This is a genomic window from Zhihengliuella halotolerans (assembly GCF_004217565.1).
GTDB classification, from domain to species: Bacteria; Actinomycetota; Actinomycetes; order Actinomycetales; family Micrococcaceae; genus Zhihengliuella; species Zhihengliuella halotolerans.
Map to the genome: position 1 here is coordinate 750,186 of NZ_SHLA01000001.1, position 25,521 is coordinate 775,706.

18 protein-coding genes are annotated in these 25,521 nt (G+C 67.3%); 8 read left to right on the plus strand and 10 right to left on the minus strand.

Features of this window, described 5'->3' with window-relative positions; genetic code table 11:
• The first annotated feature begins 21 nt into the window (after positions 1–21).
• From dnaE to nrdR, 3 genes are all read left to right on the plus strand, one after another.
• Entirely contained in the window at positions 22–3,582 is a 3,561-nt protein-coding gene (dnaE, locus tag EV380_RS03340) for a DNA polymerase III subunit alpha (RefSeq protein ID WP_423219016.1), read from the plus strand.
• 133 nt (positions 3,583–3,715) lie between these two features.
• Complete coding sequence (gene hisD, locus EV380_RS03345) at positions 3,716–5,038, plus strand: histidinol dehydrogenase (protein ID WP_130452078.1); 1,323 nt, start codon at positions 3,716–3,718, stop codon at positions 5,036–5,038.
• A 100-nt stretch (positions 5,039–5,138) separates the two neighbouring features.
• Entirely contained in the window at positions 5,139–5,627 is a 489-nt protein-coding gene (gene nrdR / locus EV380_RS03350; protein WP_130449340.1) for a transcriptional regulator NrdR, read from the plus strand.
• A gap of 110 nt (positions 5,628–5,737) precedes the next feature.
• On the opposite strand, the gene ppgK is transcribed toward nrdR, so the two are convergent.
• The 3 genes from ppgK to panB all read right to left on the minus strand — a co-directional run bounded on the left by ppgK (position 5,738) and on the right by panB (position 8,563).
• Entirely contained in the window at positions 5,738–6,538 is an 801-nt protein-coding gene (gene ppgK / locus EV380_RS03355; protein ID WP_102161608.1) for a polyphosphate--glucose phosphotransferase, read from the minus strand.
• A gap of 59 nt (positions 6,539–6,597) precedes the next feature.
• Positions 6,598–7,470: a type I methionyl aminopeptidase gene (map, locus tag EV380_RS03360; protein WP_423219017.1), complete on the minus strand. Its 873-nt coding sequence runs from the start codon at positions 7,468–7,470 to the stop codon at positions 6,598–6,600.
• 226 nt (positions 7,471–7,696) lie between these two features.
• Entirely contained in the window at positions 7,697–8,563 is an 867-nt protein-coding gene (gene panB, locus EV380_RS03365) for a 3-methyl-2-oxobutanoate hydroxymethyltransferase (RefSeq protein ID WP_130449342.1), read from the minus strand.
• Positions 8,564–8,826: 263 nt separating this feature from the next.
• Between panB and glnA (EV380_RS03370) the strand changes: the two genes are divergently transcribed.
• From glnA (EV380_RS03370) to EV380_RS03380, 3 genes are all read left to right on the plus strand, one after another.
• The gene (glnA, locus tag EV380_RS03370) at positions 8,827–10,167 is read left to right on the plus strand and encodes a type I glutamate--ammonia ligase (RefSeq protein WP_130449344.1); all 1,341 of its coding nucleotides are present in this window, start codon (positions 8,827–8,829) and stop codon (positions 10,165–10,167) included.
• Between the two features lie 4 nt (positions 10,168–10,171).
• Positions 10,172–13,180 carry a bifunctional [glutamine synthetase] adenylyltransferase/[glutamine synthetase]-adenylyl-L-tyrosine phosphorylase gene (locus EV380_RS03375; RefSeq protein WP_130449346.1) on the plus strand — a complete coding sequence of 1,003 codons (3,009 nt, stop codon included), beginning with the start codon at positions 10,172–10,174 and terminating at the stop codon, positions 13,178–13,180.
• 142 nt (positions 13,181–13,322) lie between these two features.
• Positions 13,323–15,137 carry a BCCT family transporter gene (locus tag EV380_RS03380; protein ID WP_130449348.1) on the plus strand — a complete coding sequence of 605 codons (1,815 nt, stop codon included), beginning with the start codon at positions 13,323–13,325 and terminating at the stop codon, positions 15,135–15,137.
• Positions 15,138–15,312: 175 nt separating this feature from the next.
• On the opposite strand, the gene glnA (EV380_RS03385) is transcribed toward EV380_RS03380, so the two are convergent.
• Positions 15,313–16,737: a type I glutamate--ammonia ligase gene (glnA, locus tag EV380_RS03385; RefSeq protein WP_102161597.1), complete on the minus strand. Its 1,425-nt coding sequence runs from the start codon at positions 16,735–16,737 to the stop codon at positions 15,313–15,315.
• A gap of 207 nt (positions 16,738–16,944) precedes the next feature.
• On the opposite strand from glnA (EV380_RS03385), the gene EV380_RS03390 reads away from it, so the two are divergent.
• Entirely contained in the window at positions 16,945–17,382 is a 438-nt protein-coding gene (locus EV380_RS03390; protein ID WP_102161595.1) for an RDD family protein, read from the plus strand.
• A gap of 75 nt (positions 17,383–17,457) precedes the next feature.
• Here EV380_RS03390 and EV380_RS03395 read toward each other — a convergent pair whose 3' ends face one another.
• From EV380_RS03395 to lipB, 3 genes are read right to left on the minus strand one after another with little or no spacing between them, the layout of a single operon-like run.
• A complete protein-coding gene (locus tag EV380_RS03395; RefSeq protein WP_102161593.1) occupies positions 17,458–18,216 on the minus strand; it encodes a DUF4191 domain-containing protein in 759 nt (252 codons plus the stop codon).
• A gap of 12 nt (positions 18,217–18,228) precedes the next feature.
• On the minus strand, positions 18,229–19,164 hold the full coding sequence (gene lipA, locus EV380_RS03400; RefSeq protein ID WP_130449350.1) for a lipoyl synthase: 936 nt from the start codon (positions 19,162–19,164) through the stop codon (positions 18,229–18,231).
• Entirely contained in the window at positions 19,161–19,865 is a 705-nt protein-coding gene (lipB, locus tag EV380_RS03405) for a lipoyl(octanoyl) transferase LipB (protein ID WP_130449352.1), read from the minus strand. The genes lipA and lipB overlap by 4 nt, the downstream gene beginning before the upstream one ends.
• A 101-nt stretch (positions 19,866–19,966) precedes the next feature.
• On the opposite strand from lipB, the gene EV380_RS03410 reads away from it, so the two are divergent.
• The gene (locus EV380_RS03410; RefSeq protein WP_130449353.1) at positions 19,967–21,502 is read left to right on the plus strand and encodes a protein kinase domain-containing protein; all 1,536 of its coding nucleotides are present in this window, start codon (positions 19,967–19,969) and stop codon (positions 21,500–21,502) included.
• Positions 21,503–21,576: 74 nt separating this feature from the next.
• On the opposite strand, the gene EV380_RS03415 is transcribed toward EV380_RS03410, so the two are convergent.
• The 3 genes from EV380_RS03415 to lpdA form a co-directional block, all read right to left on the minus strand.
• Complete coding sequence (locus tag EV380_RS03415; RefSeq protein WP_130449355.1) at positions 21,577–21,927, minus strand: hypothetical protein; 351 nt, start codon at positions 21,925–21,927, stop codon at positions 21,577–21,579.
• A 122-nt stretch (positions 21,928–22,049) separates the two neighbouring features.
• On the minus strand, positions 22,050–23,768 hold the full coding sequence (gene sucB, locus EV380_RS03420; RefSeq protein ID WP_130449357.1) for a 2-oxoglutarate dehydrogenase, E2 component, dihydrolipoamide succinyltransferase: 1,719 nt from the start codon (positions 23,766–23,768) through the stop codon (positions 22,050–22,052).
• Positions 23,769–23,934: 166 nt separating this feature from the next.
• Positions 23,935–25,314, minus strand: a complete 1,380-nt coding sequence (gene lpdA, locus EV380_RS03425) for a dihydrolipoyl dehydrogenase (protein WP_102161579.1) — start codon at positions 25,312–25,314, stop codon at positions 23,935–23,937.
• Positions 25,315–25,521: the final 207 nt, after the last annotated feature.

Here is a 25,521-nt window from a genome sequence, read left to right on the forward strand (position 1 = left end):
CGTGGCTTCTAGAATGTTCTGGTGGCTAATCAAGACGGTTTCGTTCATCTGCACACGCACACCGAGTACTCGATGCTCGACGGGGCGGCGCGCTTGCCCGAGCTCTTCAAGGAGACGGAGCGGCTGGGCATGGACGCCATCGCCACGACCGATCACGGCTACCTCTTCGGCGCCTTCGACTTCTGGAACAAGGCGACGAGCGCCGGGATCAAGCCGATCATCGGCGTCGAAGCCTACGTCACGCCGGGCACTGAGCGGCACGACAAGACGCGTGTGAAGTGGCGCACCGAGGAAGCCCAGAAGGGCGACGACGTCTCCGGTGGCGGTCTCTATACGCACATGACGCTGCTCAGCTACAACAACACGGGCATGCGCAACCTCTTCAAGGGCGGTTCGACAGCGTCCCTGGACTCGCCGCTGGGCAAGTACCCGCGCTGGGACCGTGAGCTGCTCAACAAGCACGCCGAGGGCATGATCGCCACGACGGGCTGCCCTTCGGGCGAGGTGCAGACCAGACTGCGCCTCGGCCAGTACGAGGAGGCCAAGAAGTCCGCGGCGGAGTTCCGCGAAATCTTCGGTGCCGAGAATTACTTCTGCGAGCTCATGGACCACGGGCTGCAGATCGAGCGGCGCGTGACCAAGGACCTGCTGCGGCTGGCCAAGGAGCTCCAGCTGCCGCTGTTGGCCACCAACGACCTGCACTACACGCACGAGCACGACGCGAAGGCGCACGAGGCGCTGCTCGCCATCAACTCGGGGTCGACGCTCAATGAGCCGACCTACGACCAGGGCGGCTCCCGCTTCGCGTTCTCGGGTTCCGGATACTACGTCAAGAGCCCACGCGAGATGCGCGAGTTGTTCAAGGAGATGCCCGAGGCGTGCGACAACACGCTGCTCATCGCAGAACGCGCCGAGGTCTCCTTCGACATGGACGCCAACTACATGCCGAAGTACCCGTGCCCGGAGGGCGAGGACGAGACCAGCTGGCTCATCAAGGAGGTCGACAAGGGCCTGCATTACAGGTACCCGGACGGCATCCCGGACGACGTCCGGAGGCAGGCCGACTACGAGCTGGACATCATCATCAAGATGGGATTCCCGGGCTACTTCCTCGTCGTGGCCGACTTCATCAACTGGTCCAAAGACAACGGGATCCGTGTCGGACCGGGCCGCGGCTCCGGCGCCGGCTCCATGGTCGCCTACGCCATGCGCATCACCGACCTGGACCCGCTCAAGCATGGCCTGATCTTCGAGCGCTTCCTCAACCCGGACCGCGTGTCCATGCCCGACTTCGACGTCGACTTCGATGATCGCCGCCGCTCCGAAGTCATCAAGTACGTGACCGAGAAGTACGGCGACGAGCGCGTCGCGATGATCGTCACCTATGGTTCGATCAAGACCAAGCAGGCGCTCAAGGACTCCTCGCGCGTCCTCGGCTACCCGTTCAGCATGGGCGAGCAGCTGACCAAAGCGCTGCCGCCGGCCGTCATGGCCAAAGACATCCCGCTCAAGGACATCGAGGACCCGAAGGCGCAGCGCTACGCCGAAGCCGGTGACTTCCGCAACCTGATCGCCAACGACCCGGAGGCTGCCCGCGTCTTCGAGACTGCGAAGGGTCTCGAGGGCCTGAAGCGCCAGTGGGGCGTGCACGCCGCCGGTGTGATCATGAGCTCGGACCCCGTCATCGACGTCATCCCGATCATGCGCCGCCTCCAGGACGGTCAGGTCATCACGCAGTTCGACTACCCGACGTGCGAGGGTCTCGGCCTGATCAAGATGGACTTCCTCGGCCTGCGCAACCTCACGATCGTCTCCGACGCGATCGAGAACATCCAGGCGAACAAGGGCGAGACCCTCGACCTCGAGCGGCTGGAGACGGACGACCGTGCCTCCTACGAGCTGCTGGCCCGCGGCGACACGCTCGGCGTGTTCCAGCTCGACGGCGGGCCAATGCGCGCCCTGCTGCGCCTGATGCGGCCCGACAACTTCGAGGACATCTCCGCCGTCATCGCGCTGTATCGACCGGGTCCGATGGGCGCGAACTCGCACAACAACTACGCCCTGCGCAAGAACGGCCTCCAGGAGGTCACGCCGATCCACCCCGAGCTCGAGGAGCCGCTCAAGGAGATCCTCGACACGACCTACGGCCTGATCGTGTATCAGGAGCAGGTCATGGCCATCGCGCAGAAGGTTGCCGGCTACTCGCTCGGCCAGGCCGACATCCTGCGCCGCGCGATGGGCAAGAAGAAGAAATCGGAGCTGGACAAGCAGTACGCGGCATTCCACCAGGGCATGATCGACGGCGGCTTCTCCGAGGCCGCGATCAAGTCGCTCTGGGACATCCTGCTTCCGTTCTCGGACTACGCGTTCAACAAGGCTCACTCGGCTGCGTACGGTCTGGTCTCCTACTGGACCGCCTATCTCAAGGCCCACCACCCGGCGGAGTACATGGCCGCGCTGCTGACCTCAGTCGGCGACGACAAGGACAAGCTGGCCATGTACCTCAACGAGTGCCGGCGCATGGGCATCACGGTGCTGCCGCCGGACGTCTCCGAATCGGCGCTGAACTTCACCCCGGTCGGCAAGGACATCCGCTTCGGCATGGGCGCCATCCGCAACGTGGGCACCAACGTCGTCAACGCCATGGTTGAGGCGCGCGAGGAGAAGGGGCGCTTCGAGTCGTTCAGCGACTTCCTCCAGAAGGTCCCGGCCGTCGTCTGCAACAAGCGCACGATCGAGTCGCTCATCAAGGCCGGGGCGTTCGACGAGCTGGGGCATGCGCGCCGTGCGCTCGCGATGATCCACGAGGAGGCCGTCGACTCTGTCGTCGTGCTCAAGCGCAACGAGGCAGCCAACCAGTTCGACCTCTTCAGCGGGCTCGATGGCGACGCCGCCGGATCCAGCCTGACCGTCGAGATCCCGGACCTGCCCGAGTGGGAGAAGAAGGACAAGCTCGGCTTCGAGCGCGAAATGCTGGGTCTCTACGTCTCCGACCACCCGCTGCAGGGCCTCGGCGGCGTGCTCGAGCAGCATGCAGACATGCCCGTCAACCATCTGCTCGGCGAGGACGGTCCCCATGACGGGCAGATGGTCAAAATCGCGGGCATGATCACCTCGCTGCAGCGGCGTATCGCGAAGTCGAGCGGCAACCCGTACGCGCGGTGCGAGGTCGAGGACATGTCGGGTTCCATCGAGGTCATGTTCTTCGGCCAGGCCTACGGGCCGATCGCGTCCGTGCTCGCCGAGGATCTCATCGTCGTGATCAAGGGCCGTTTCCAGAGGCGCGACGACGGCGCGATCAGCATCTCCGCGCAGGAGATGACGATCCCGGAGATCAGCGAGGACGGGCTCGCCGGGCCCGTTGTGATCTCGATGCACAGCCACAAGGCCACGGAGGAGGTCGTCTCGCAGCTGGGCAGTGTGCTGCAGACGCACCCGGGCAACACGGAGGTCCGCGTCAAGCTCGCGGGCACGCGGACCGTGCAGCTGATGCGTCTCGGTCCGGATTTCCGGGTCAACCCCAACCCGGCGCTGTTCGGCGACCTCAAGGTCCTGCTCGGGCCCGCCTGCCTCGACGTCTAGCGCCAATCGGACGCGGCGTCACACGCGGGTACGACGACGGCGACCGCCCGGTTGCGCACGTAAACTTGCTCACGTGAGTGAGAATGCAACGACCCCGGTGACCCTTTCCGACAGCGACGCCCCCGTGCGGACCATGGACCTGCGCGCAAGCGCGACGGGCCACGTGCTGACCCACGCCGAGCTCAAGGCGCTCATGCCGCGGCCCGAGCAGGACTCGGGCACCGCCGCGTCCGCCGTCGAGGAGACCATCGCCCGTGTCCGCGCGGACGGCTTCAGCGCGCTGGCCGAGCTCGCATCGCGATTCGACGGCGTTGAGCAGAGCACCACCCTCGTACCCGCCGCCGAGCTGGAGCGCGCCGCCGCCGGTCTCGATCCGGCGGTGAGGGCCGCACTCGACGAGTCCATCGCGCGCGCCCGCGACTTCGCCGCTGCACAGCGGCCGCACGACGCGTCGTCGACGTTCGGCAACGGAGCCGTGGTGACCCAGCGCTGGGTACCCGTCCGCCGCGTGGGCCTGTACGTCCCGGGCGGGCTCGCCGTCTACCCGAGCTCCGTGGTCATGAACGCTGTACCGGCGCTTGCCGCCGGTGTCGGCTCGCTGGCCTTGGCCTCGCCGCCGCAGCGCGAGTTCGGCGGGCTGCCGCACCCGACGATCCTCGCGGCCGCACACCTGCTGGGCATCGAGGAGGTGCACGCCGTGGGCGGCGCCCAGGCCGTGGCCGCGTTCGCCTACGGCATCGAGGCCTCCGGCGATGCGGCCGCCATCGAACCGGTCGACGTCGTCACGGGTCCGGGGAACATCTTCGTCGCCACGGCCAAACGGCTGGTCAAGGGCGTCGTCGGCATCGACGCCGAGGCCGGCCCCACGGAGATCGCGATCCTCGCGGATGACAGCGCCGACCCGGCCTTCGTCGCGGCCGACATGATCAGCCAGGCCGAGCACGATCCGAATGCGGCAGCGGTGCTCATCACCGACTCCGAGCGCCTCGCGTCCGGGGTGCGCGCCGCGCTGGCCGAGCAGATCGCCACGACCAAGCACCACGAGCGGGTCGTCGCGGCCCTCGGGGGACGGCAGTCGGCGATCGTCCTGGTCGACGACGTCGACGCCGGGCTGCGGGTGTGCAACGTGTACGCGGCAGAACACCTCGAGATCCACACCCGCGACGCGAAGGAAACCGCGGCGCGGGTGACCGCCGCAGGGGCCGTTTTCGTCGGACCGTACAGCCCCGTGAGCCTCGGCGACTACAGCGCCGGTTCCAACCACGTGCTGCCGACGTCCGGGACGGCCGCCTACGCCTCGGGGCTGAACGTCGCGACCTTCATGAAGGCGATCCAGGTCATCGACTACTCGGAGGAGGCTCTGGCGGACGTCGCCGGGCACGTCGTCGCCCTGGCGCGTGCGGAGGATCTTCCGGCGCACGGCGACGCTGTCCTCGTGCGCGGGGTGGGGCAGTAGCCGGGCCGCGGCACAAGACGTGGGAATGACAGCTTTGTGATTACACTAGACGTAGTCGACCGGCGGAAATCCGCCCGTAGCGCGTGAGGAGGAACGGCACATGCACTGCCCGTATTGCCGCAATACCGACTCGCGTGTCGTCGACTCCCGCGTCGCCGACGACGGATCCGCGATCAGGCGCCGCCGCCAGTGCGGCGAGTGCGGGCGCCGGTTCACGACCGTCGAGACCGCCAGCCTGTCCGTGATCAAGCGCTCCGGCGTGGCGGAACCGTTCAGCCGGTCCAAGGTCATCAGCGGCGTGCGCAAGGCCTGCCAGGGCCGACCGGTCACGGACGACGACCTGGCGGTGCTGGCGCAGGAGGTCGAGGAGGCCGTCCGGCTTTCGGGTACCGCCGAAATCGACGCCCACCAGGTCGGCCTCGCGATCCTCGGGCCGCTGCAGAAGCTCGATCAGGTGGCGTTCCTGCGTTTCGCCAGCGTGTACCAGGGGTTCGAGTCCCTCGAGGACTTCGAGGCGTCCATCGCGAAGCTCCGCGCCGAAAGCCCGGACACGCCCATGGGCATCCAGCGGCCGCTGACGGCCGACTGAATCACAGGCTCCGCCGGCGGTGCAGGACCGTTCGGCGGCAAGAAAAATCCGGTGGTGGTCTCGGAGGGGAAGCCGAGACCGCCACCGGTACTTTTCGACCGGCCCGCGACCTACTTGACGAGCTTGAAGTGCAGCGCGGCCTGCAGGCCGGCTCCGACGATTCCGGCGTTGTTCTTTAGCTTCGCCGTGACGATCGGTGTGCGCAGATTCAGCAGCGGCAGGTAGTCCTCGCTGCGCTTGGAGATCCCGCCGCCGACAATGAACAGTTTCGGCGAGAACAGGAACTCGACATGGGAGAAGTAGCGTTGCAGGCGCTGGGCGTATTCATCCCAGGGCAGGTCCTCGCGCTCGCGCGCCGCGGCGGAAGCACGGGTCTCCGCGCCGTGCCCGTCCAGCTCGAGGTGGCCGAGCTCGAAGTTGGGGATCAGCTGCCCGTCGTAGAGCATCGCGGAACCGATGCCCGTGCCCAGCGTGATGGCCAGAACTGAGCCGGCGATGTTCTCGCCGGCACCGTAGCGTGCCTCGGCGAGACCCGCGGCGTCGGCGTCGTTGATGACGTGCACGTCTCGGCCGAGGCGCTCCGTGAAGATGCGGTCGACGTCGGCATCGATCCACGAGTCGTCGATGTTGGCGGCCGAACGTGCGACACCCTCGTCGATGATGGCGGGGAAGGCCGCGCCGATGGGCGTGTCCGCTGCGGGGGCCTCGTCGCGCTTCATCAACTCCTCGACGATCTCGGCGAGCACCTCCGCGACAGCCTCGGGCGTCGAGGGCTTGGGCGTCGGGATCCGGAACCGGTCGCCGATGAGTTTGCCCCGCTTCAGGTCGACGATGCCGCCCTTCATGCCGGTGCCGCCGATGTCGACGCCGATCGCCGTCGTCGGCTTGTCCTTCTTGGTGTCCTTGGCCATCTGATTCCTCTGGTTGGTCCCGCCGTAGCCGGCGGGAGTTCCTTTCGAGCGAAAATCCCCTACGGGACGGTCAGTACCTCGGCGCCCGATTCCGTGACGACGAGCGTGTGCTCGAACTGGGCGGTGCGCTTGCGGTCGCGGGTCACGGCTGTCCAGCCGTCCTCCCACATCTCCCACTCGGTCGTCCCGAGCGTGAGCATCGGTTCGATCGTGAACACCATGCCTGGCTCGATCTGCTGGTTGTAGGCAGGGGCGGCGTCGTAGTGCGGGATGATGAGTCCGGTGTGGAACGCCTTGCCGACGCCGTGGCCGGTGAAGTCGCGGACGACGCCGTAGCCGAAGCGTTTGGCGTACGAGGTGATCGTCCGTCCGATGACGTTGATCTCGCGTCCCGGAGCCACCGCCTTGATCGCGCGGCGCAGGGATTCCTCGGTACGTTCCACGAGCAGTCGCGAGTCGTCGTCGACGTCGCCGGACAAGAAGGTGCGGTTGGTGTCGCCGTGCACCCCGTCGACGAAGGCCGTGATATCGACGTTGACGATGTCGCCGTCCTCGAGCCGGGTCGTGTCCGGGATGCCGTGGCAGATGACCTCGTTGATCGACGTGCACGTGCTCTTCGGGAAGCCGCGGTACCCCAACGTCGAGGGGTAGGCGTGGTGATCGAGCAGGAATTCGTGCCCGATGCGGTCCAGTTCGTCGGTCGTGACGCCCGGGGCGACCGCGCGGCCGACCGCGTCGAGGGCGCCGGCGGCGATCTTCGAGGCGTGACGGATCTTCTCGATCGTCTCGGCGTCGTAGACGTCGGAGCCTTCGTACTCGGCCGGCGCCGGCTTGCCGACGTACTCGGGTCGGCGGATCGACGTCGGAACGGTGCGGATCGGCGTGGGTGTGCCGGGGGTCAGTTGTCCTGTGGGAGCGGTGGAGATGGCCATAGTTCCGATCCTATCCATGCGGCTCGCGCGCGGGCGAGTAGCGTTGCGGTCAAGTTTGGTGGCGCGAGCACCATCGCAACGCGGAATACACAAGGGGAAGGACACCTGGCGAGTGGACCCGCCGGTGGCTACCGGTCCGGCGTCGTGACCCGCCAGCCGAAGAGCAGCAGGACGCCGTTGGCGACGACGAGGCCGCCGTCAGTGATGGAGCTTACATGAACTGCTGCTAGAACGAGTGCTCCGTGTCGGGAAATGCGCCCGAGGCGACATCTGAGCGATAGGCGGTGACGGCGTCGTGCACCACGGAGCGCAGGTCCGCATACTGCTTCACGAAGCGCGGCAGGCGGCCCCGGCGCAGGCCGAGCAGGTCCTGCCAGACGAGGACCTGGCCCGTCGTGGCGTTGCCGGCGCCGATGCCGATCGTCGGGACGGACAGCGCCTCGTCCACGCGGGCGGCGGCTGCCGCGGGCACCATCTCCATGAGCACGCAGAACGCGCCGGCTGCTTCGAGCGCCAGCGCGTCCTCGATGAGCGCCTGGGCGGCGTCGCCGCGGCCCTGGACGCGATAGCCGCCGAGGGCGTGTTCACTCTGCGGGGTGAACCCGATGTGGCCGATGACGGGCACGCCGGCGGCGGTCAGCGCCCGCACGTGGTCGGCGTAGTAGGCGCCCCCCTCGAGCTTCACGGCGTGCACGCCCGATTCCTTCATGAGGCGCACACCGGTCGTCACGGCTTGCTCGACGGAGGCCTCGTAGGAGCCGAACGGCAGATCGACGACGACGAGCGCGCGTTTGGCGCCGGAGACGACGGACTTGGCGAAGACGATCATCTCGTCGAGGGTGATCGGCAGGGTCGTGGCGTGGCCCATCACGTTGTTGGCGGCGGAGTCGCCGACGAGTAGCGTCTCCACGCCGGCCTCGTCGAACACCTCGGCCATGAGCGTGTCGTACGCGGTCAGCATCGAGAACCTGCGCCCCTCCGCCTTGGCCTGGGCCAGGTGGTGGGTGCGGATCTTCGCTGGCGTCGTCGCCGAGGGGGCCTCATCGGCTTCCGCGGCGGAGTTGGCGTACGGTGCTCTCTGCTCAGAACTCATGGACCCAGCCTAATTCACCCGGCCGCGGGCGCTGCCGGAAGCGGCCTCCAACCACCGCCTCAGGGCCGCGGCGGTGCCCGTTCGCGGTGACGAAACGACCTTGTCATGTGTGCACGGCATACTGGGGGCCGACGAGTAGAGTGGCACTGACATGCCTTGCGGAGCGGGATGCTCCGACGAGGTCGGGCCACTGCCGAGCCCGTCGGGGAAATGCCAAGTAGGCCGACGTCGTGACGACGGCGTCGACGTGGAAGGAGACCCAAGTGGACCGTCAGCAGGAATTTGTGCTGAGGACGATTGAAGAGCGCGACGTCCGCTTCGTGCGGTTGTGGTTCACCGACGTCGTCGGCTCGCTGAAGTCTGTGGCCTTGGCTCCCGCCGAGGTCGAGGGGGCCTTCGAAGAGGGGCTCGGATTCGACGGTTCGTCGATCGAGGGGCTCTCGCGGATCTACGAGTCCGACATGCTGCTCCAGCCGGATCCCTCGACGTTCCAGATCCTGCCCTGGCGCGGGCAGGTCGAGCCGACGAGCCGCATGTTTTGCGACATTCTGACCCCGGACGGCACGCCATCACCGGCGGATTCCCGCCAGGTGCTCAAGCGGCAGCTCGCGCAGGCCGCGGACATGGGCTTCACGTGCTACACGCACCCCGAGGTCGAGTTCTACCTGCTCGAGTCGGACGAGCTCGACGCCGCCGGGAACCCCATCCCGGTCGACCACGGCGGCTACTTCGACCACGTGACCGGTGGCGTCGCCCAGGACTTCCGCCGCAAGGCCGTCACGATGCTCGAGGCCGTCGGCATCTCGGTGGAGTTCAGCCACCACGAGAATGGCCCCGGCCAGAACGAGATCGACCTGCGCTACGCCGACGCCCTGCAGACCGCAGACAACATCATGACGTTCCGGACAGTCGTCAAGGAGGTGGCCCTGCAGCAGGGCATCTACGCGACGTTCATGCCGAAGCCGTTCTCCGAGCACGCCGGGTCCGGCATGCACACGCACTTCTCGCTCTTCGAGGGCGACACCAACGCCTTCTTCGAGGCCGGCAACGAATACCAGCTCTCGCAGACGGCGCGCCAGTTCATCGCCGGGATCCTGCATCACGCGCCGGAGTTCACCGCCATCACGAACCAGTTCGTGAACTCCTACAAGCGACTCTGGGGCGGGGGCGAGGCCCCGAGCCACCTGGCATGGGGCCACAACAACCGGTCCGCGCTGGTGCGCGTGCCCCTCTACAAGCCCAACAAGGGCCAGTCCGCGCGCATCGAGTACCGCGGCATCGACTCCGCCGCGAATCCGTACCTGGCGTACTCGGTTCTGCTCGGCGCCGGTCTGAAGGGCATCCAGGAGGGCTACGAGCTGCCCGAAGCTGCTGAGGACGACGTCTGGAGCCTCTCCAACGCAGAACGCCGGGCCCTGGGGCACAACCCGTTGCCGGGCAGCCTGCACGACGCCATCCGCGTCATGGAGGATTCCGAACTCGTCGCCGAGGTCCTCGGCGAGCAGGTCTTCGACTCGTTCCTGCGCAACAAGCGCGACGAGTGGTCGGCCTATCGCCAGAACGTCTCGCCGTTCGAGATCAACCGGTACCTCGGCATCCTCTAGCGTCGTGTTCACGACTCGCGACTTCATCACCGCCGGGTTCGACGACGTCGAGCGCGCCCGCACATTCCTCGGGGCCCCGGAGCTGGCGCCGTGCGATCCAGCCCACCTGCTGGAGGGGCTTTCGACGGCCGCCGACCCGGATCAGGCGCTGCTGAGCCTGGTCCGGCTGGCCGAACGATGCCCTGACGTGACCGGCTTCGTCGCCGACGCGCGGATCCGGCCGCGGCTCTTCCGCCTGCTGGGTGCGTCCGAGGCGCTGACGGAGTTCCTGCTGCGCCATCCGGACCAGTTGTCGCTCCTGCGACTCGACGATGCCGCCTGCGGCCAGCAATCGGCGGGGGAGCTGCGTCGTCGTGCGCTTGAATCTGTCGGGGCCGATGGGCCCGACGGGCAATGGGTGGCGGGGACGGCGGGGCCGGAGGGCGCGCAGGCGCTGCGTGTGGCCTACCGGGCTGAGATCGTGAGGATTGCGCTGCGTGACCTCAACGCGGCAGATCCGCTCGCCGTCATGCCGTCGGTCGGCGCCGAGCTAGCAGACGCCGCAGCGGCGGCGATCGAGGCAGCGCTCGCGGTCGCGCGCGCCGACCTCGCGCAGCACTACGCGCCCGACGACGTCGCCAAGGTGCGCCTGAGCGTCATCGGCATGGGCAAGTGCGGCGCGCGGGAGCTGAACTACATCTCGGACGTGGACGTGATCTACGTGCACGAGGCGGAGGGGCTCGAGGAGTCGGACGCTGCCGGGATCGCCGCCGCCCTGGCGAGTGCGATGTCCCAGATCGTCGGATCCTCCGGCATGGAGCCCGGCTTGTGGGAAGTCGACCCGAACCTGCGGCCGGAGGGCAAGGACGGGGCCCTGTCGAGGACGCTGGACTCGCACATCACTTACTACGAGCGGTGGGCGCAGAGCTGGGAATTCCAGGCGCTGCTGAAGGCGCGCCACCTCGCCGGCGACGCCGCACTCGGCCGGGACTACGAGGCGGCCGTGGCGCCCATGATCTGGTCCTGTTCCGAACGCGACGGGTTCGTCGAGTCCGTCCAGGGAATGCGGCGGCGCGTGACCGAGAACATCCCCCAGCAGGAGGTGGCCCGGCAGATCAAACTGGGGCCCGGCGGGTTGCGCGACGTCGAGTTCACGGTGCAGCTGCTGCAGCTCGTGCACGGCCGCGCCGACGTGAGCGTGCGCGTGCGGGATACCACCGGCGCGATCCGCGACTTGAGCGAGGCCGGCTACATCGGGCGTACCGACGCCATCGACTTCGACAGCGCGTATCGGTACCTGCGTGTTCTCGAGCACCGGATCCAGCTCGTGCACCTGCGCCGAACCCACCTGATGCCGACCAAGGATTCGGCGCGACGCGCGTTGGCGCGTGCCGCCCAGCCGCCGTCTGCCGCGAAGCGGCACAGTGCTGAGCTCCTGATGGATCGGTGGCAGCAGACGAAGCGTCAGGTCAAGTCCCTGCACGAACGCATCTTCTACCGCCCTCTGCTCGCGACGGCGGCGAACCTCAGCACCGATGAGGTCAAACTGAGCCCGGAGGCTGCACAGGCGCGGCTCGCTGCACTCGGCTACCTCGACCCGCAGGGGGCGATGCGCCACATCGAGGCCCTGACGGCCGGGGTGAGCCGCCGCGCGTCCCTGCAGCGGCAGCTGCTGCCGATCCTGCTGGGCTGGATCGCCGAGGGTGCCAGCCCCGACGCCGGACTGCTGGGTTTCCGCCGCATCAGCGAGCGACTGGGGGAGAGTCCCTGGTATCTGGGGCTGCTGCGCGACTCGAATGCGGCCGCTGAACGGCTCTGTCGCATCCTTTCGTCCTCGCGGCTACTCACCGACTGGTTGGAGGTCTCGTCGGAGTCGGTGGCCTGGCTCGGCAGTGACGACGAGCTCAAGCCGATGCCAGCTGAACAGCTGCTGCGCGAAAACGCGGCGAAGCTGCGCAGGCACAACAACTCGGAATCGGGGATGCGGCTCGTGCGGATCAACCGCCGCCGCGAGATGCTCCGCACCGCGCTGGCCGAGGGGGCCGGACTGATCGACGTCGAAGAGGTGGGGGCCTCCCTGTCCAATGCCGACGGCGCCTGCGTTCAGGCGGCGCTGACGGTCGCTGAGAAGGAGGAGAGCGATCAGCGCGAGCTGATCACCGACGTCGTCGTCATCGCGATGGGGCGCCAAGGCGGGCAGGAGATCGGCTACGGTTCGGACGCAGACGTCATGTTCGTGCACCGGACGCGTGACGGGGCCGACGGGCAGGCGGCCCAGGAGCAGGCCACGCGGATCGTGACCCGCATCAGCCAGCTCCTGACGGCGCCGCTCAAGCCCGCCGTTCCCGCCGAGATCAAGCTGACCGTCGACGCCGCGCTCCGGCCCGAGGGCAAGCAGGGCGCACTTGTGCGCTCGCTCGACGCCTATCGCGAGTACTACCGCAAGTGGGCGCTCGTGTGGGAGCGTCAAGCGCTGCTGCGCGCGCGACCGATGGCCGGCGACGAGGCCCTCGCGGCGGAGTTCATGGAGGTCGTCGACCACGTCCGCTACGGGACGGGCTTGAGCGAAGACGATCGGAGGGAGGTCCGCCGGATCAAGGCCCGCGTCGAGGCAGAGCGGCTGCCGCGTGGCGCCGACCCCGCCCTGCACGTCAAGCTCGGCCGGGGCGGTCTCAGCGATGTCGAATGGCTCGTCCAGATCATCCAGATGGAACACGCGGGGGAGCACCCGGCACTGCAGACCCCGTCGACGCTGCCGGCGCTGCGGGCGATCGCCGACGCCGGCTTGCTGGAGCGCGAGGACGCGGAATTGCTCGACGCCGCGTGGAGGCTCGCGACTCGCGTCCGCAGTGCCACGCTCATCGCGACCGGCAGGCCTTCCGATGTGCTGCCCCGCAGCTGGCAGGACCTCGAGGCGGTGGGACGCTGGTGCGGCTACGAGCAGGGCGGCGGCGGGCACCTCGAGGAGGATTACCGGAAAGCGACCCGGCTGGCGCGCCAGGTGTTCGAGCGGGAGTTCTACGGGTTCCACTAGCCCCGAGTGTGGCACATGACACATCCGATATCTGAAGGATGTTGTGAATTCGGTAGGGTGGAGACGTTATGCCCTCAGCCCACCGAATGTGGAAGGAACTGCGGCGGGCGAATGCTGAGAGTGAAGCCGGCCGCACCGAATTATGAGCACACCTGAATCGACACGAGACCTACTCCAAGCACTGCACAAGGTCACCACGCGCAAGCAGCGTCCCCACGGCGAACAGGGCCTCGACAGGGTCATCTTCGGCGTCGCCGGCGTCCTGGCGCTCGCCTTCGTCGTCTGGGGATTCGTCTCCCCGGAAGGACTCAGCGCCGTCGCCGGTGATCTACTGACCGGGACCATCAGCAACTTCGGCTGGCTTTTCGTCATCGCCGCCTCGTTCTTCCTGATCTTCGTGATCGTGGTCGCCGCGAGCAAGTTCGGCACGATCCGGCTCGGCAAAGACGACGAGGTGCCGGAGTTCCGGACCTCCTCGTGGATCGCCATGATGTTCGCCTCCGGCATGGGCATCGGACTGGTCTTCTACGGCGTGGCCGAGCCGCTCTGGTACTACATGGCGCCGCCACCGCGGACCGTCGACGCCCAGACCTCCGAAGCCATGCTGACCGCGATGGGCACCACGATGTTCCACTGGGGCCTGTACCCGTGGGCCATGTACGCGATCGTCGGCCTCGGCCTCGCCTACGGCACCTTCCGCCTCGGCCGGCGCCAGCTGTTCTCCTCGATGTTCGTCCCGCTCTTCGGCCAGAAAGCCGTCGACGGGGTCGGCGGCAAGGTCATCAACATCCTCGCCATCCTCGCGACCCTCTTCGGATCGGCCTGCTCGCTCGGCCTCGGGGCCATTCAGATCGGCGGCGGCATCCAGTCCGTCGGCCTGATGGAATCCATCGGCACGACGACGTTGGTCGTCATCATCGCGGTCCTCACCGCCGGGTTCGTCGCGTCGGCGGCCTCCGGTATCGCGAAGGGCATCCAGGCGCTGTCCAACATCAACATGGTCCTGGCGATCCTGTTAGCCGTCCTCGTCTTCATCGGCGGCCCGACCCTGTTCATCCTGAACGTCCTGCCGAACGCGCTGGGCTCCTTCATCGCCGACCTGCCGCATATGGCGTCGCGGACGGCGGCTTCCGGCGGGGCCGAGCTCGAAGCGTGGATGTCGTCCTGGACGATCTTCTACTGGGCGTGGTGGGTCTCGTGGACGCCGTTCGTGGGCCTCTTCATCGCCCGCATCTCCCGCGGCCGCACGATCCGGCAGTTCGTCACCGGCGTGCTCTTCGTCCCGACCGTGATCTCGCTGATCTGGTTCTCCGTCATGGGCGGCGGAGCGATCGGCATCCAGCAGCGCGCCGAGGCCTCCGGCGGCGTCGTCGAACCCATCGTCAATCTGGTCGAGGGCGCACCGGACCTCAACTTCGACACCGCGCTGTTCGACTTCATGCTGCACCTGCAGGTGCCCGGCTGGCTCTCGGTGACGATGATGATCGTCGCGGTCGTGCTGATCGGGATCTTCTTCGTGACGAGCGCCGACTCGGCCTCGATCGTGATGGGCACCCTCTCGGAGAACGGGTCCACGGAGCCGAGCCGCCGCATCGTCATCTTCTGGGGCGTGGCCGTGGGTGCGGTTGCGGCCGCGATGCTCCTGGCTGGCGGCGACGAACCCGCCGCGGCGCTCACCGGGCTCAAGAACATCACCATCGTCTCGTCCCTGCCGTTCCTGATCGTGATGCTGCTGCTCTGCGTCTCGCTCTGGAAGGACCTCTCTCAGGACGCAGTGGTCCTGCAGGGCCAGCTGGCCCGCCAGGTGCTCGCGGACACGGTCGCCACGGCCGTGGACAGGTACGACGGCGAGCCCTTCGAGATCCACACGATGGAGGCCGGCACCGACGAGCAGGAAGCAGTTCCGGCCACGGCCGATACTGTGACCGGGGAGCGCGAGAACGCCTCCTCGTCCTGACCCGGTATGACGACGGGCCGTCACCCGAACGGGTGACGGCCCGCTGTCGTACCTGCCTGCACACACAAGAGTCCGCACGTGCGGCCAGCACCGAAGTGATGGTTGCTCGTGCGGACTCTTTGTGCGGGGCGGAGCCCGATGCTGGCCGCCGCACCCCTGTTTCGGGGGCCGGCCGTTAGCAGCTGAAGTAGAGCTCGAACTCGTACGGGTTCGGGCGCAGCGAGAGCGGCTTGATCTCGTTCTCGCGCTTGTAGTCGATCCACGCGGTGATCAGGTCTTCGGTGAAGACGTCGCCGGCGAGCAGGAACTCGTAGTCCTCCTCGAGCGCGACAAGCGCCTCTTCCAGTGAACCCGGGGCGATCTGGATGCCCGCGGCCTCCTCGGCCGGAAGCTCGTAGAGGTCCTTGTCGATCGGCGCGGCCGGCTCGATACGGTTCTTGATGCCGTCGAGGCCCGCCATCAGCTGGACGGCGAAGGCCAGGTACGGGTTCGACGAGGGGTCCGGAGCGCGGAATTCGATGCGCTTGGCCTTCGGGTTCGAGCCCGTGATCGGGATGCGGATGCCTGCGGAGCGGTTGCCCTGCGAATACACCATGTTGACCGGCGCTTCGAAGCCCTTGACCAGGCGCTTGTAGGAGTTCACCGTCGGGTTGGTGAAGGCCAGGACGGCCGAGGCGTGCTTGAGCAGGCCGCCGATGTACCAGCGGGCCAGATCCGAGAGACCGGCGTAGCCCTTCTCGTCGTAGAACAGCGGGTCGCCGTTGGACCACAGCGACTGGTGGCAGTGCATGCCGGAGCCGTTCTCGTTGAAGATCGGCTTCGGCATGAACGTTGCGGTCTTGCCGAAGGCGTCGGCGACGTTCTTGACGATGTACTTGAACTTCAGGATGTCGTCAGCCGCGTGGGTGAGCGTGTTGAAGCGGTAGTTGATCTCGGCCTGACCGGCGCCGCCCACCTCGTGGTGGCTGCGCTCGACCTCGAGGCCCGCCGCGTCCAGCTCGACGCAGATGGCGTCGCGGAGGTCGGCCTGCTTGTCGATCGGGGCGACCGGGAAGTAGCCGCCCTTGAACGGCGTCTTGTGGCCCAGGTTTCCGCCGGCCTCGGCGCGGCCCGTGTTCCAAGCGGCCTCGTCGGAGTCGACCTTGTAGAAGGAGCCCTGCGGGGAGGACTCGTACTGGACGTTTTCGAAGATGAAGAACTCGGCTTCGGGGGCGAAGAATGCCGTGTCGGCGATGCCCGTCGATGCGAGGTAGGCCTCGGCGCGCTCGGCCACGCCGCGCGGGTCACGGTGGTACGGCTCACCGGAGCGCGGGTTGATGATGGAGAAGTTCATCGCGAGGGTCTTCTCGACACGGAAGGGATCGATGAATGCGGTGGTCACGTCCGGAATCAGCTGCATGTCGGATTCGGCGATGCCCTGGAAGCCGCGGATGGAGGAGCCGTCGAACAGCTGGCCGTTGACGAAGAAGTCGGCGTCAACCGTCTTGGCCGGGACGTTGAAGTGCTGCTGCACACCCGGCAGGTCGGTGAATCGAATGTCGACGAACTTCACGTCTTCGTCGGCAATGTACTTGAGGACTTCGTCCGGATTCTTGAACATCTAGAACTGCTCCTTGGTGTGCTTTCAGCGTGGGCAAGCGGGGCCCGACGTCTCGGACGTTTTGTCCCCGAGATTAGTAGCAACCCTAACTATTCGTCGTTACTCGTTGGTGACGCAACTGTTTCCGGGGTGTTACGTGAGTCGCGATCGCCGGTGATTTCGGGGCGCGAGAGATGGGTTCTCATCCGGGCGCGATAGCCTAGAACCGTGGATAGAAGAGACTTTGGATCGTGGCTCGAAGGGCCCCCGCAGCTGCACGACGACGAATGGCCCGGCAAGGCGCTCGGGCGTCCGGAATCTGGACCGGGCAGTATCGCGAGGATCGGCCCCCGACTAGTAGCGATCTGCATCGACTGGGGCCTGTCGATGCTGGTCTCGTTCATCTTCTTCGATGGCGACGCGTTCGCCAACCTCGCGATATTCGCCGCGTCGACTCTGCTCTTCGTCAGCGTGACGGGCCATTCGGTGGGGCATCGCGTGATGGGTATGCAGGTCCAGCGGCTCGACGGTTCGCCCATCCGCCCGCTCGACGGCGTGATCAGGACTCTGCTCGTCTGCCTCGTCGTCCCCGCCTTCGTCTCGGACAAGAACCAGCGCGGATGGCATGACCGAGTGCGCGGCACCATCCTGGTGCGGACGAGGTAGGCCACAGACCGCTGACGCAAAAAAGGGGACCTTCCGCCAATGCGGAAGGTCCCCTTTCATGTCGGGCCGAGTGTGTTACCGGCCGCGCGTGGCGCGGCGGTCCGGACGGGCGCGCATCGGGTCGATGCCTTTCGGCACGGGCAGCTTTCCGGTGCCGAGGGCGTTCAGGCGGCGGTCGATCGTGTGGACCTCGGTCTTGTTGAGCTTCTTGGGGAGCTTCTTCATCTTCTTGGCCACGTCGCCGAGCTTCGTCTGCCCCTCGCCGGAACCGGCGTTGATCACGTGGATCGGCACGTCCGGCAGCACGCGCGACATGCGTCGACGCTCGGCGTCGACGAGCGTCTTGACGCGGCCCGTGGGGCCCTCGGTCACGAGGACGACGCCGGCCCGCCCGATGGCCATGAACACGAGGTCCTGGGTCCGTGGGCTCACGGCAATGGGCTCTTCCTTGATGTTCCAGCCGCGCTTGAGGACGCTCATGGCGGCGCCGGCGGCGCCCTGCCTGCCCTCGATCTGGGCGAAGGCTGCCGTTTCGGCCTTGCGGGAGAGCACGATCATCGCCAGCAGCAGGCCGATCGGGATCGAGATCAGGAGGAGGGTGACCCAGTTGTTGACGAGGAGGCCGACAACGAGGCCCACGGCGACGACGCCGAGGAACACGAGGGCCATCCACCAGACGACGCTCGGGTCGTGGCTGCGGGTCATCTTGAACACCTGAGCGATCTGCTTCAGGCGCCCGGGCTCCTTGTTTGCTTTCTCTTCTTTGGGCTTGCGTTTGAAGAGGCCGCGCTTCTGCGGCTCCTGTGCGGATGCGCTGTTAGAGGTGTTGGCCATAATGGCTTAATTCTACGTGATCTCCCGGCCCTTCTTTTTCATCGCTTCGCGCCAGAGCGTTCCGGCGCGGTAGGACGACCGCACGAGCGGCCCGCTCATGACGCCCAGGAAGCCGATCTCCTCCGCTTCCTGCTTCAGCTCCACGAATTCCTCGGGCTTGACCCAGCGATCCACCGGCAGGTGGCGCTTGCTCGGCCGCAGGTACTGCGTGATCGTGATCAGGTCGCAACCCGCGTCGAAGTGGTCCTGCAGCGCCTGCGAGATCTCCTCGCGCGTCTCGCCCATGCCCAGGATCAGGTTGCCCTTGGTGATCATGCCGCGATTGCGTCCGTGCGTGAGGACGCCGAGCGACCGATCGTAGCGGAACGCGGGGCGGATGCGCTTGAAGATGCGCGGGACGGTCTCGACGTTGTGCGCGAAGACCTCCGGGGCCGCGTCGCAGATGGCATCGAGGTGGTCCGGGTTGCCGGAGAAGTCGGGGATGAGCAGTTCGACGCCGGTCTCCGGGTTCATCCGGTGGATCTGGCGCACGGTCTCGGCGTACAGCCAGGTGCCTTCGTCTTCGAGGTCATCACGTGCGACGCCGGTGACTGTCGCGTAGCGCAGCTCCATCTTCTTCACGCTCATGGCGACCTTGAACGGCTCGGCGCGGTCGACGGGATCGGGCTTGCCCGTGTCGATCTGGCAGAAGTCGCAGCGGCGGGTGCATGCGGAACCGCCGATGAGGAACGTCGCCTCGCGGTCCTCCCAGCACTCGAAGATGTTCGGGCAGCCGGCCTCCTGGCAGACGGTGTGCAGTCCCTCGGACTTGACGAGCTTCTTCAGCTCGACGTACTCCGGGCCGATGTTGACCTTCGCCTTGATCCAGTCGGGCTTCCGCTCCACCGGGGTCGACGCGTTGCGCTGCTCGATGCGAAGAAGGCGACGGCCTTCGGGGGCCAAGGTCATGCGGTTACTCCCTGGGTGGTGAGTTCGGTGGGGGCGGCCTCGTCGGCCGGTGTCGGAGCCAAGGCCGCGGGTAGCAGCCGCTCGAATTCTTCCTCGACGCGAACGACGACGTCGTTCGGCTTGACCTCGCGTCCGGCCTCAGCGCTGATGGTAGTCACGGAGGCGTCCGTGAGGCCGCACGGGATGATCTGACCGTAGGCAGCGAGCGAGTTGGAGCAGTTCAGCGCGAAGCCGTGGAGCGTCACGCCCTTGAGCACGCGGATGCCGATGGCGGCGATCTTGCGGTCCTGGGCGCCGTCGGTGCCGAGGACCCACACGCCAGCGCGCCCGTCGACGCGGGTGGCCACGATGCCGTAGTCCGCGACGACGTTGATCAACACCTCTTCGAGTCGCCACACGTAGTCCTTGACGGCGCCCCTGCTTGCGAGCTTGACGATGGGGTAGGCGACGAGCTGGCCTGGGCCATGCCAGGTGATCTTGCCGCCACGGTCGACGTCGACGACGCGTGTTCCATCGCGGGGGCGGTCGATCTCTTCAGTGCGCTTGCCTGCCGTGTAAACCGAGGCGTGTTCCAGTAGCAGGACCTCGGGGGGACGCTCGTCGGCCAAGACTCCGGAGTGGATGGTTCGTTGAAGCTCCCAGCATTCGCTGTAGTCAACGAAATCTGGCTCGAGGCCGAGTCGTCGGAAGGTCAGTGACATGTGCGACAGCGTACGCCGAGGGCAGGTCCGGATGCCACTTAGGTAACGCCGAGCCCTGTGGATAACTTCGGAACGGAGCAAAAAGCGGATAGAACTGATGTATGGCGAGAAACGAGCAGATTCAATCCACGACGGCGGAGGCCGCCGGTAGAGCCGGCGGAATGCGAGAAGACTCCGAGAACGCCAACGTCTCCGACGCCCTGCGCGGCGGCGAGAGCGTCGAGATCCTGCGCACGGTCGGCGCTGGCGCGACCGGGACCGTCTATGAGGTCCGCCGCGCCGGGCGGGTGGGCACCTATGCGCTGAAAGTTCTGGCCGACGCCGAGAACGGACTCCAGCTCCGTCGGCGTGAGGCGGAGGCCCTGCAGGCCCTGCGCCACGATCATCTGGTCGAACTGCACGGGTGGGCCACGGCGGAATCGGGCCCGGGGCTGCTGATGGAGTTCTTGCCGCAGGGTTCAGCCGACCAGCTGATCGCGCGCCACGGACCCATGGCCCCGGGGGAGGCCGTGACGCTCGTCGCGCCGATCGCGTCCGCTCTCGCCTACTTGCACGAGCAGGGTGCCGCGCATGGCGATGTGGGCCCGAGCAACGTGCTGTTCACCGCGGAGGGCCGGCCGAAACTCTCCGACCTGGGCGTCTCGTCGCTCCTGGGCGGACGGGGCAGCATGGCCCGGCCGCCGGGATTCTCGGCGCCTGAACTCGAGACGGAGAGAAGCGGAAGCGATGAGCGGCCGGCTGACGTGTACGCCCTCGGTGCGCTCACCTGGTTCGCTCTCACCGGCACCGAGCCGGGGCGACGCCCGCTGCCGGAGCTGCCGGCGGAGGCAGCGGATCTTCTCGAGCGCTCGCTGGATTCGGAACCGGACCGGCGTCCGAGCGCGGAGGACTTCTGGGCCGGTATCTTTGCCGCCGGCGAGCCCCAACCGCTGGACTTGACCGGTCCCGCGCCGCGAACCGACGCGTCGCGGGACGACGCTCCCGCTGCCGCTCCGGCTCCGGTGCCGACGCGACCGGCCCGGCGCCGCCCCGCCCGGCGCAGCCCGGCGGGAGCCTCCGCACGCCCTGTCGGACTGGCACGCCACTGGCGGTCGGTCGCGGTGGCGGGCGTCGTCGTCGTGCTCGCTGCCTGCGGCCTGATCTGGGCGGCCGCCAGCGGCGTCCTGACCACGGATGACGACGCGGGGGCGGGGGAGAGCCCGGGCTCGACGGCCGCGAGCGGCAACACCGACCCGCCGGCGCCAGCCGCCCCGGAAGGCGTGGGCGGGGTCGTGCAGGCGCTCGCGGAACGGAGAAGCGAAGCGTTGACCACGCTGAATCCGGAGCTCCTGGACGAGGTCTACGCCTCTCCGGAAGCGGCCGCAGGCGACCTGGAGGTCATCGACGAGCTCGTCGCCCAGGGGCGCCGCTACGACGACCTGTCCATCTCCATGAGCGACGCGGAGGTCCTCGAGGAAGCCGCCGACTCGCAGCGCGTGCGGGTCACGAGCCGCATCCTGCCGTACTCGGTCCTCGATGCCTCCGGCGCCCGGGTCGAGACCGTCCCGGACGCCGAGGAGCAGGCGCTCGAGCTCGAACTGGCGGAGACGGGCGAAGGCTGGCGGATCGCCTCGATCGAATCAGCCGAGGACCGGTAGCCGGCGAACGAAAAAGCGGCCGCCCCATGGGGCGGCCGCTTTCGCGTCCGGAGTGTACCGGAGAAGTCTGAGGCTCAGGACCAGAAGACGGCCAGGGCGACGTTGATGAGCGCGAAGCCACCCACGGTGTGGGCGATGCCCTTCGGGACGTCCTCGCCCTTCTTCATCTTCTTGCGGCCGATGATGGCCGCGACCAGAACAGCGATGAGCAGGACCAGCTTGACGCCGATTTTGGCGTGGTTCACGGGATCCTCGCCCATTTCCGCGAGCACGGTCAGCCCGAGGCCGGTGACCAGCTGGACCCAGGCGCCGATGAACTGCCACGTGCCGACGGTGGGCGTCTTGAACGCCGCAAGCCAGCCGCCGACGAGAGCGGCGGCGCCGAGGATGTGAAAGAAGACCAGGAGAGTGTGCAGGAAGTCCATGCCTCCTAGTCTAGGCCACTTCGACGCCGTGTCGAAAAGCGCTTGGGGCGCGCAGACAACAACGCCGGTGGGCAGTCACTCGTGACGAGTGACCGCCCACCGGCGTCAACTGCGGACGACCTCTAGAGGCCGAGATCGCCCTGGAATGCGCCGCCTTCGAGACGGGCCTTGAGCGTCTGCAGGAAGCGCCCTGCGTCAGCCCCGTCGACCAGACGGTGATCGTAGGTCAGCGAGAGGTACATCATGTGGCGGATGGCGATCGTGTCGTCGCCCTCGTCGTTCGTGACGACGACGGGACGCTTGACGATGGCGCCCGTTCCGAGGATGGCGACCTGCGGCTGGTTGATGATCGGGGTGTCGAACAGGGCGCCCACGGAGCCGATGTTCGTGATCGAGAACGTTCCGCCGGAGAGCTCGTTCGGTCCGATCTTGCCGTCGCGGGTGCGTCCCGCGACATCGGCGATCTTGCTCGCCAGGCCGGCGAGGTTCAGGTCGCCTGCGTCCTGGACGACCGGGACCAGCAGGCCCTTTTCGGTGTCGACGGCAAACGCCAGGTGCTCAGCACCGTGGTACGTGATCTCCTGCTTCTCCTCGTCGTATTCGGCGTTGAGCGTCGGGTGCTGCTTGAGCGCCTCGGCCACTGCCTTCGCGATGAAGGGGAGGAAGGTCAGGTTGGTCCCGTTGACGGCCTTGAAGTTGGCCTTGGCGGACGCGCGCAGCTTGGCGACGCGGGTCATGTCGACTTCCTGGACCTGCGTCAGCTGGGTCGAGACGTCGAGCGACTCGCGCATGCGCCGGGCGATGACCTGACGGATGCGCGGGGCCTTGGCCGTCGTGCCGCGCAGCGACGACGCCTCGACCTTCGGCGCGGCCGGGGCGGAGGGAGCCGGTGCGGCCGCGGGCGCCGCGGCCGGGGCGGCAGACGCCTTGGCCGAGATGGCCTCTTCGACGTCCTGCTTCCGGATGCGGCCACCGACGCCGGTGCCCTTGATCGAGTTCAGATCGATGTCGTTCTTGTTGGCCAAGCGGCGGACCAGCGGTGTCACGTAGCCGTCGCCGGCCGACTCCGGAGCAGCGGGGGCCTCCGGCGTCGAAGCGGCGGCAGGAGTCTCGGCCTTCGGCGCGGGTGCGGCCGGGGCCTCTTCCTTCTCCGGGGCCGGCCTTTCTGCGGGCGTGGGCTCTTCTGACTTCGGGGCCTCCGGGGCTGCTGCGGGAGCGGCACCAGAACCGATCAGTGCCAGGACGGCGCCGACCTCAGCCGTGTCGTCCTCGGCGACGCGCGTCTCGAGCAGCGTGCCGGCCACGGGAGACGGGATCTCGGTGTCGACTTTGTCAGTCGAGACCTCGAGCAGTGGTTCGTCGACGGCGACTTCGTCGCCGACTTCCTTGAGCCAACGAGTCACGGTGCCCTCGGTCACCGATTCGCCCAGGGCGGGCAGGGTGACCTCGGTGGCGTCGTCGGATGCTGCCGGTGCGGACTCGGCGGCGGGAGACTCAGCGGCCGGAGCCTCCTCTGCGGGAGCTTCCTTCTCCGCAGGAGCCTCCTTCTCGGCGGGGGCCTCGTCGGCCTCCGGGGCTTCCGCCTCGCCGGAGTCCGCGCCGGAGCCGTCGCCGATGCGCACGAGCGGGGAACCGACTTCGGCTTCCTCGTCTTCGCCGACGAGGATCTCTTCGATGACGCCGGCGACCGGCGACGGGATCTCGGTGTCGACCTTGTCGGTCGACACCTCCACCAGCGGCTCGTCGACCTCAACGCGGTCGCCGACGGCCTTGAGCCAGCGGGTAACAGTACCTTCGGTGACACTTTCACCGAGGGCGGGCAAGTTCACGGTTTCAGACATTTCGTCCCCGTCCTCCTATGGACTTGGTTCTCAATCACGGCCGACGGCGCGGTGGGAGCGGCCTCGAACGACTATTTGCGAGCTTAGTGCAACCGTCGACCAACCAGCCCCTGCGACCGCTGAGATGACGATCGCAGGTGGCAGTGGTGCGGAGCACCCACGGTCATCAACCGTGGAGCGGCTTGCCGGCGAGGGCCAGCGCGGCCTCGCCGATCGACTCGTTCTGGGTGGGGTGTGCGTGGATGAGCGGCGCGAGGTCCTCCGGGTAGGCCTCCCAGTTGACGATGAGCTGCGACTCGCCGATCTGCTCCCCGATGCGTCCGCCGATGCCGTGCACGCCGATGATGGGGCCGTCCTTGACGCGGACGAGCTTGATGATGCCGCTCGTGCCGAGGATCGAGGACTTGCCGTTGCCGGCCAGGTTGTACTCCTGGGTCTCGATGGCGTCCTTGCCGTACTTCTCAGCGGCCTTCGGCTCGGAGTAGCCGACGGACATGATCTCCGGCTCGCAGAAGGTGACCTTCGGGATGTTGACGTCTTCGACGACGACCGGGTTGAGGCCGGCGATCTCCTCAGCCACGAAGATGCCGTGCTGGTAGCCGCGGTGCGCGAGCTGCACACCCGGGACGATGTCGCCGATGGCGTAGATGTTGCCGACGCCGGTGTGCAGGCGCTCGTTGGCCAGGACGAATCCGCGGTCCATCGGGACGCCCTGGTCCTCGAAGCCGAGTCCCTCGGTGACAGGGCCGCGGCCGACCGCGACGAGCACGATATCGGCTTCGAACGTCTTGCCGTCGGCCAGCGTGACCTTGGCGCCGTCGTCGTTCTGCTCGACCTTCTCGAAGAAGGTGCCCGTGTTGAACTTGATGCCGCGCTTCTTGAACGCGCGCTCGAGGTTCTTGATGATGGCCGGGTCTTCGTTCGGCACGAGGCTCGGCAGGCCCTCGATGATGGTCACGTCGACGCCGAAGGACTTCCAGACGGAGGCGAACTCGACGCCGATGACGCCGCCGCCGAGGACGATGGCGGACTTCGGAATCGAGTCCATGTTCAAGGCCTCGGTCGAGGTCAGGACGCGGCCGCCGATCTCGATGCCCATGGTCTTGGCCGTGGATCCGGAAGCGAGGATGATGTTCTTGCCCTTGTACTGGACGCCATCCACATCGATGGTGTCCTGGCCGACGAGACGGCCGGAGCCCTCGATGACCGTGACTTTCTTCATCTTGAGCAGACCGGTGAGGCCCTTGAACTTGCCGGCGACGACGCCGTCCTTGTAATCGCGCACCTTGGCCATGTCGATGGACTCGAGCGCGGTGTTGATGCCGTACTTGGCGCCCTCGCGTGCGTTCTCGGCCAGCTCGGCCGAGTGCAGGTACGCCTTGGTGGGGATGCAGCCGGTGTGCAGGCACGTTCCGCCCACCTTGGCCTTCTCGATCAGTCCGACGGTCATTCCGAGCTGCACGGAGCGCAGCGCGGCCGAGTAGCCGGCGCTGCCGCCGCCGAGGATCAGGACGTCAAATTCTTGCGTTGTTGCCGTATCGGCCACGTGAACGCTCCCTCGCGATGTGATGGTCTCCCGAGGATTCGGGATTTGCTATGGGGAAACCGGCGGTGACGGTCGTCGCCACTGGTCCTTGTGGTGTTCTGTCATGAAGTACCTTAGCCGGATTACACCCTGGGTGGCATCCGGGCAAGACACACGCGAAGCCCGTCACGTCGTAAATCAATGCGCCGTGACGGGCTTCTCACGCTG

Excerpts from the sequence above, each read along its gene's own strand:
- hisD (WP_130452078.1), top strand. The coding sequence starts at position 3,716 with ATGGACCTGCGCGCAAGCGCGACGGGCCACGTGCTGACCCACGCCGAG.
- nrdR (WP_130449340.1), top strand. The coding sequence starts at position 5,139 with ATGCACTGCCCGTATTGCCGCAATACCGACTCGCGTGTCGTCGACTCC.
- ppgK (WP_102161608.1), bottom strand. The coding sequence starts at position 6,538 with ATGGCCAAGGACACCAAGAAGGACAAGCCGACGACGGCGATCGGCGTC.
- map (WP_423219017.1), bottom strand. The coding sequence starts at position 7,470 with ATGGCCATCTCCACCGCTCCCACAGGACAACTGACCCCCGGCACACCC.
- panB (WP_130449342.1), bottom strand. The coding sequence starts at position 8,563 with ATGAGTTCTGAGCAGAGAGCACCGTACGCCAACTCCGCCGCGGAAGCC.
- EV380_RS03380 (WP_130449348.1), top strand. The coding sequence starts at position 13,323 with ATGAGCACACCTGAATCGACACGAGACCTACTCCAAGCACTGCACAAG.
- glnA (WP_102161597.1), bottom strand. The coding sequence starts at position 16,737 with ATGTTCAAGAATCCGGACGAAGTCCTCAAGTACATTGCCGACGAAGAC.
- EV380_RS03395 (WP_102161593.1), bottom strand. The coding sequence starts at position 18,216 with ATGGCCAACACCTCTAACAGCGCATCCGCACAGGAGCCGCAGAAGCGC.
- lipA (WP_130449350.1), bottom strand. The coding sequence starts at position 19,164 with ATGACCTTGGCCCCCGAAGGCCGTCGCCTTCTTCGCATCGAGCAGCGC.
- lipB (WP_130449352.1), bottom strand. The coding sequence starts at position 19,865 with ATGTCACTGACCTTCCGACGACTCGGCCTCGAGCCAGATTTCGTTGAC.
- EV380_RS03410 (WP_130449353.1), top strand. The coding sequence starts at position 19,967 with ATGGCGAGAAACGAGCAGATTCAATCCACGACGGCGGAGGCCGCCGGT.
- EV380_RS03415 (WP_130449355.1), bottom strand. The coding sequence starts at position 21,927 with ATGGACTTCCTGCACACTCTCCTGGTCTTCTTTCACATCCTCGGCGCC.
- sucB (WP_130449357.1), bottom strand. The coding sequence starts at position 23,768 with ATGTCTGAAACCGTGAACTTGCCCGCCCTCGGTGAAAGTGTCACCGAA.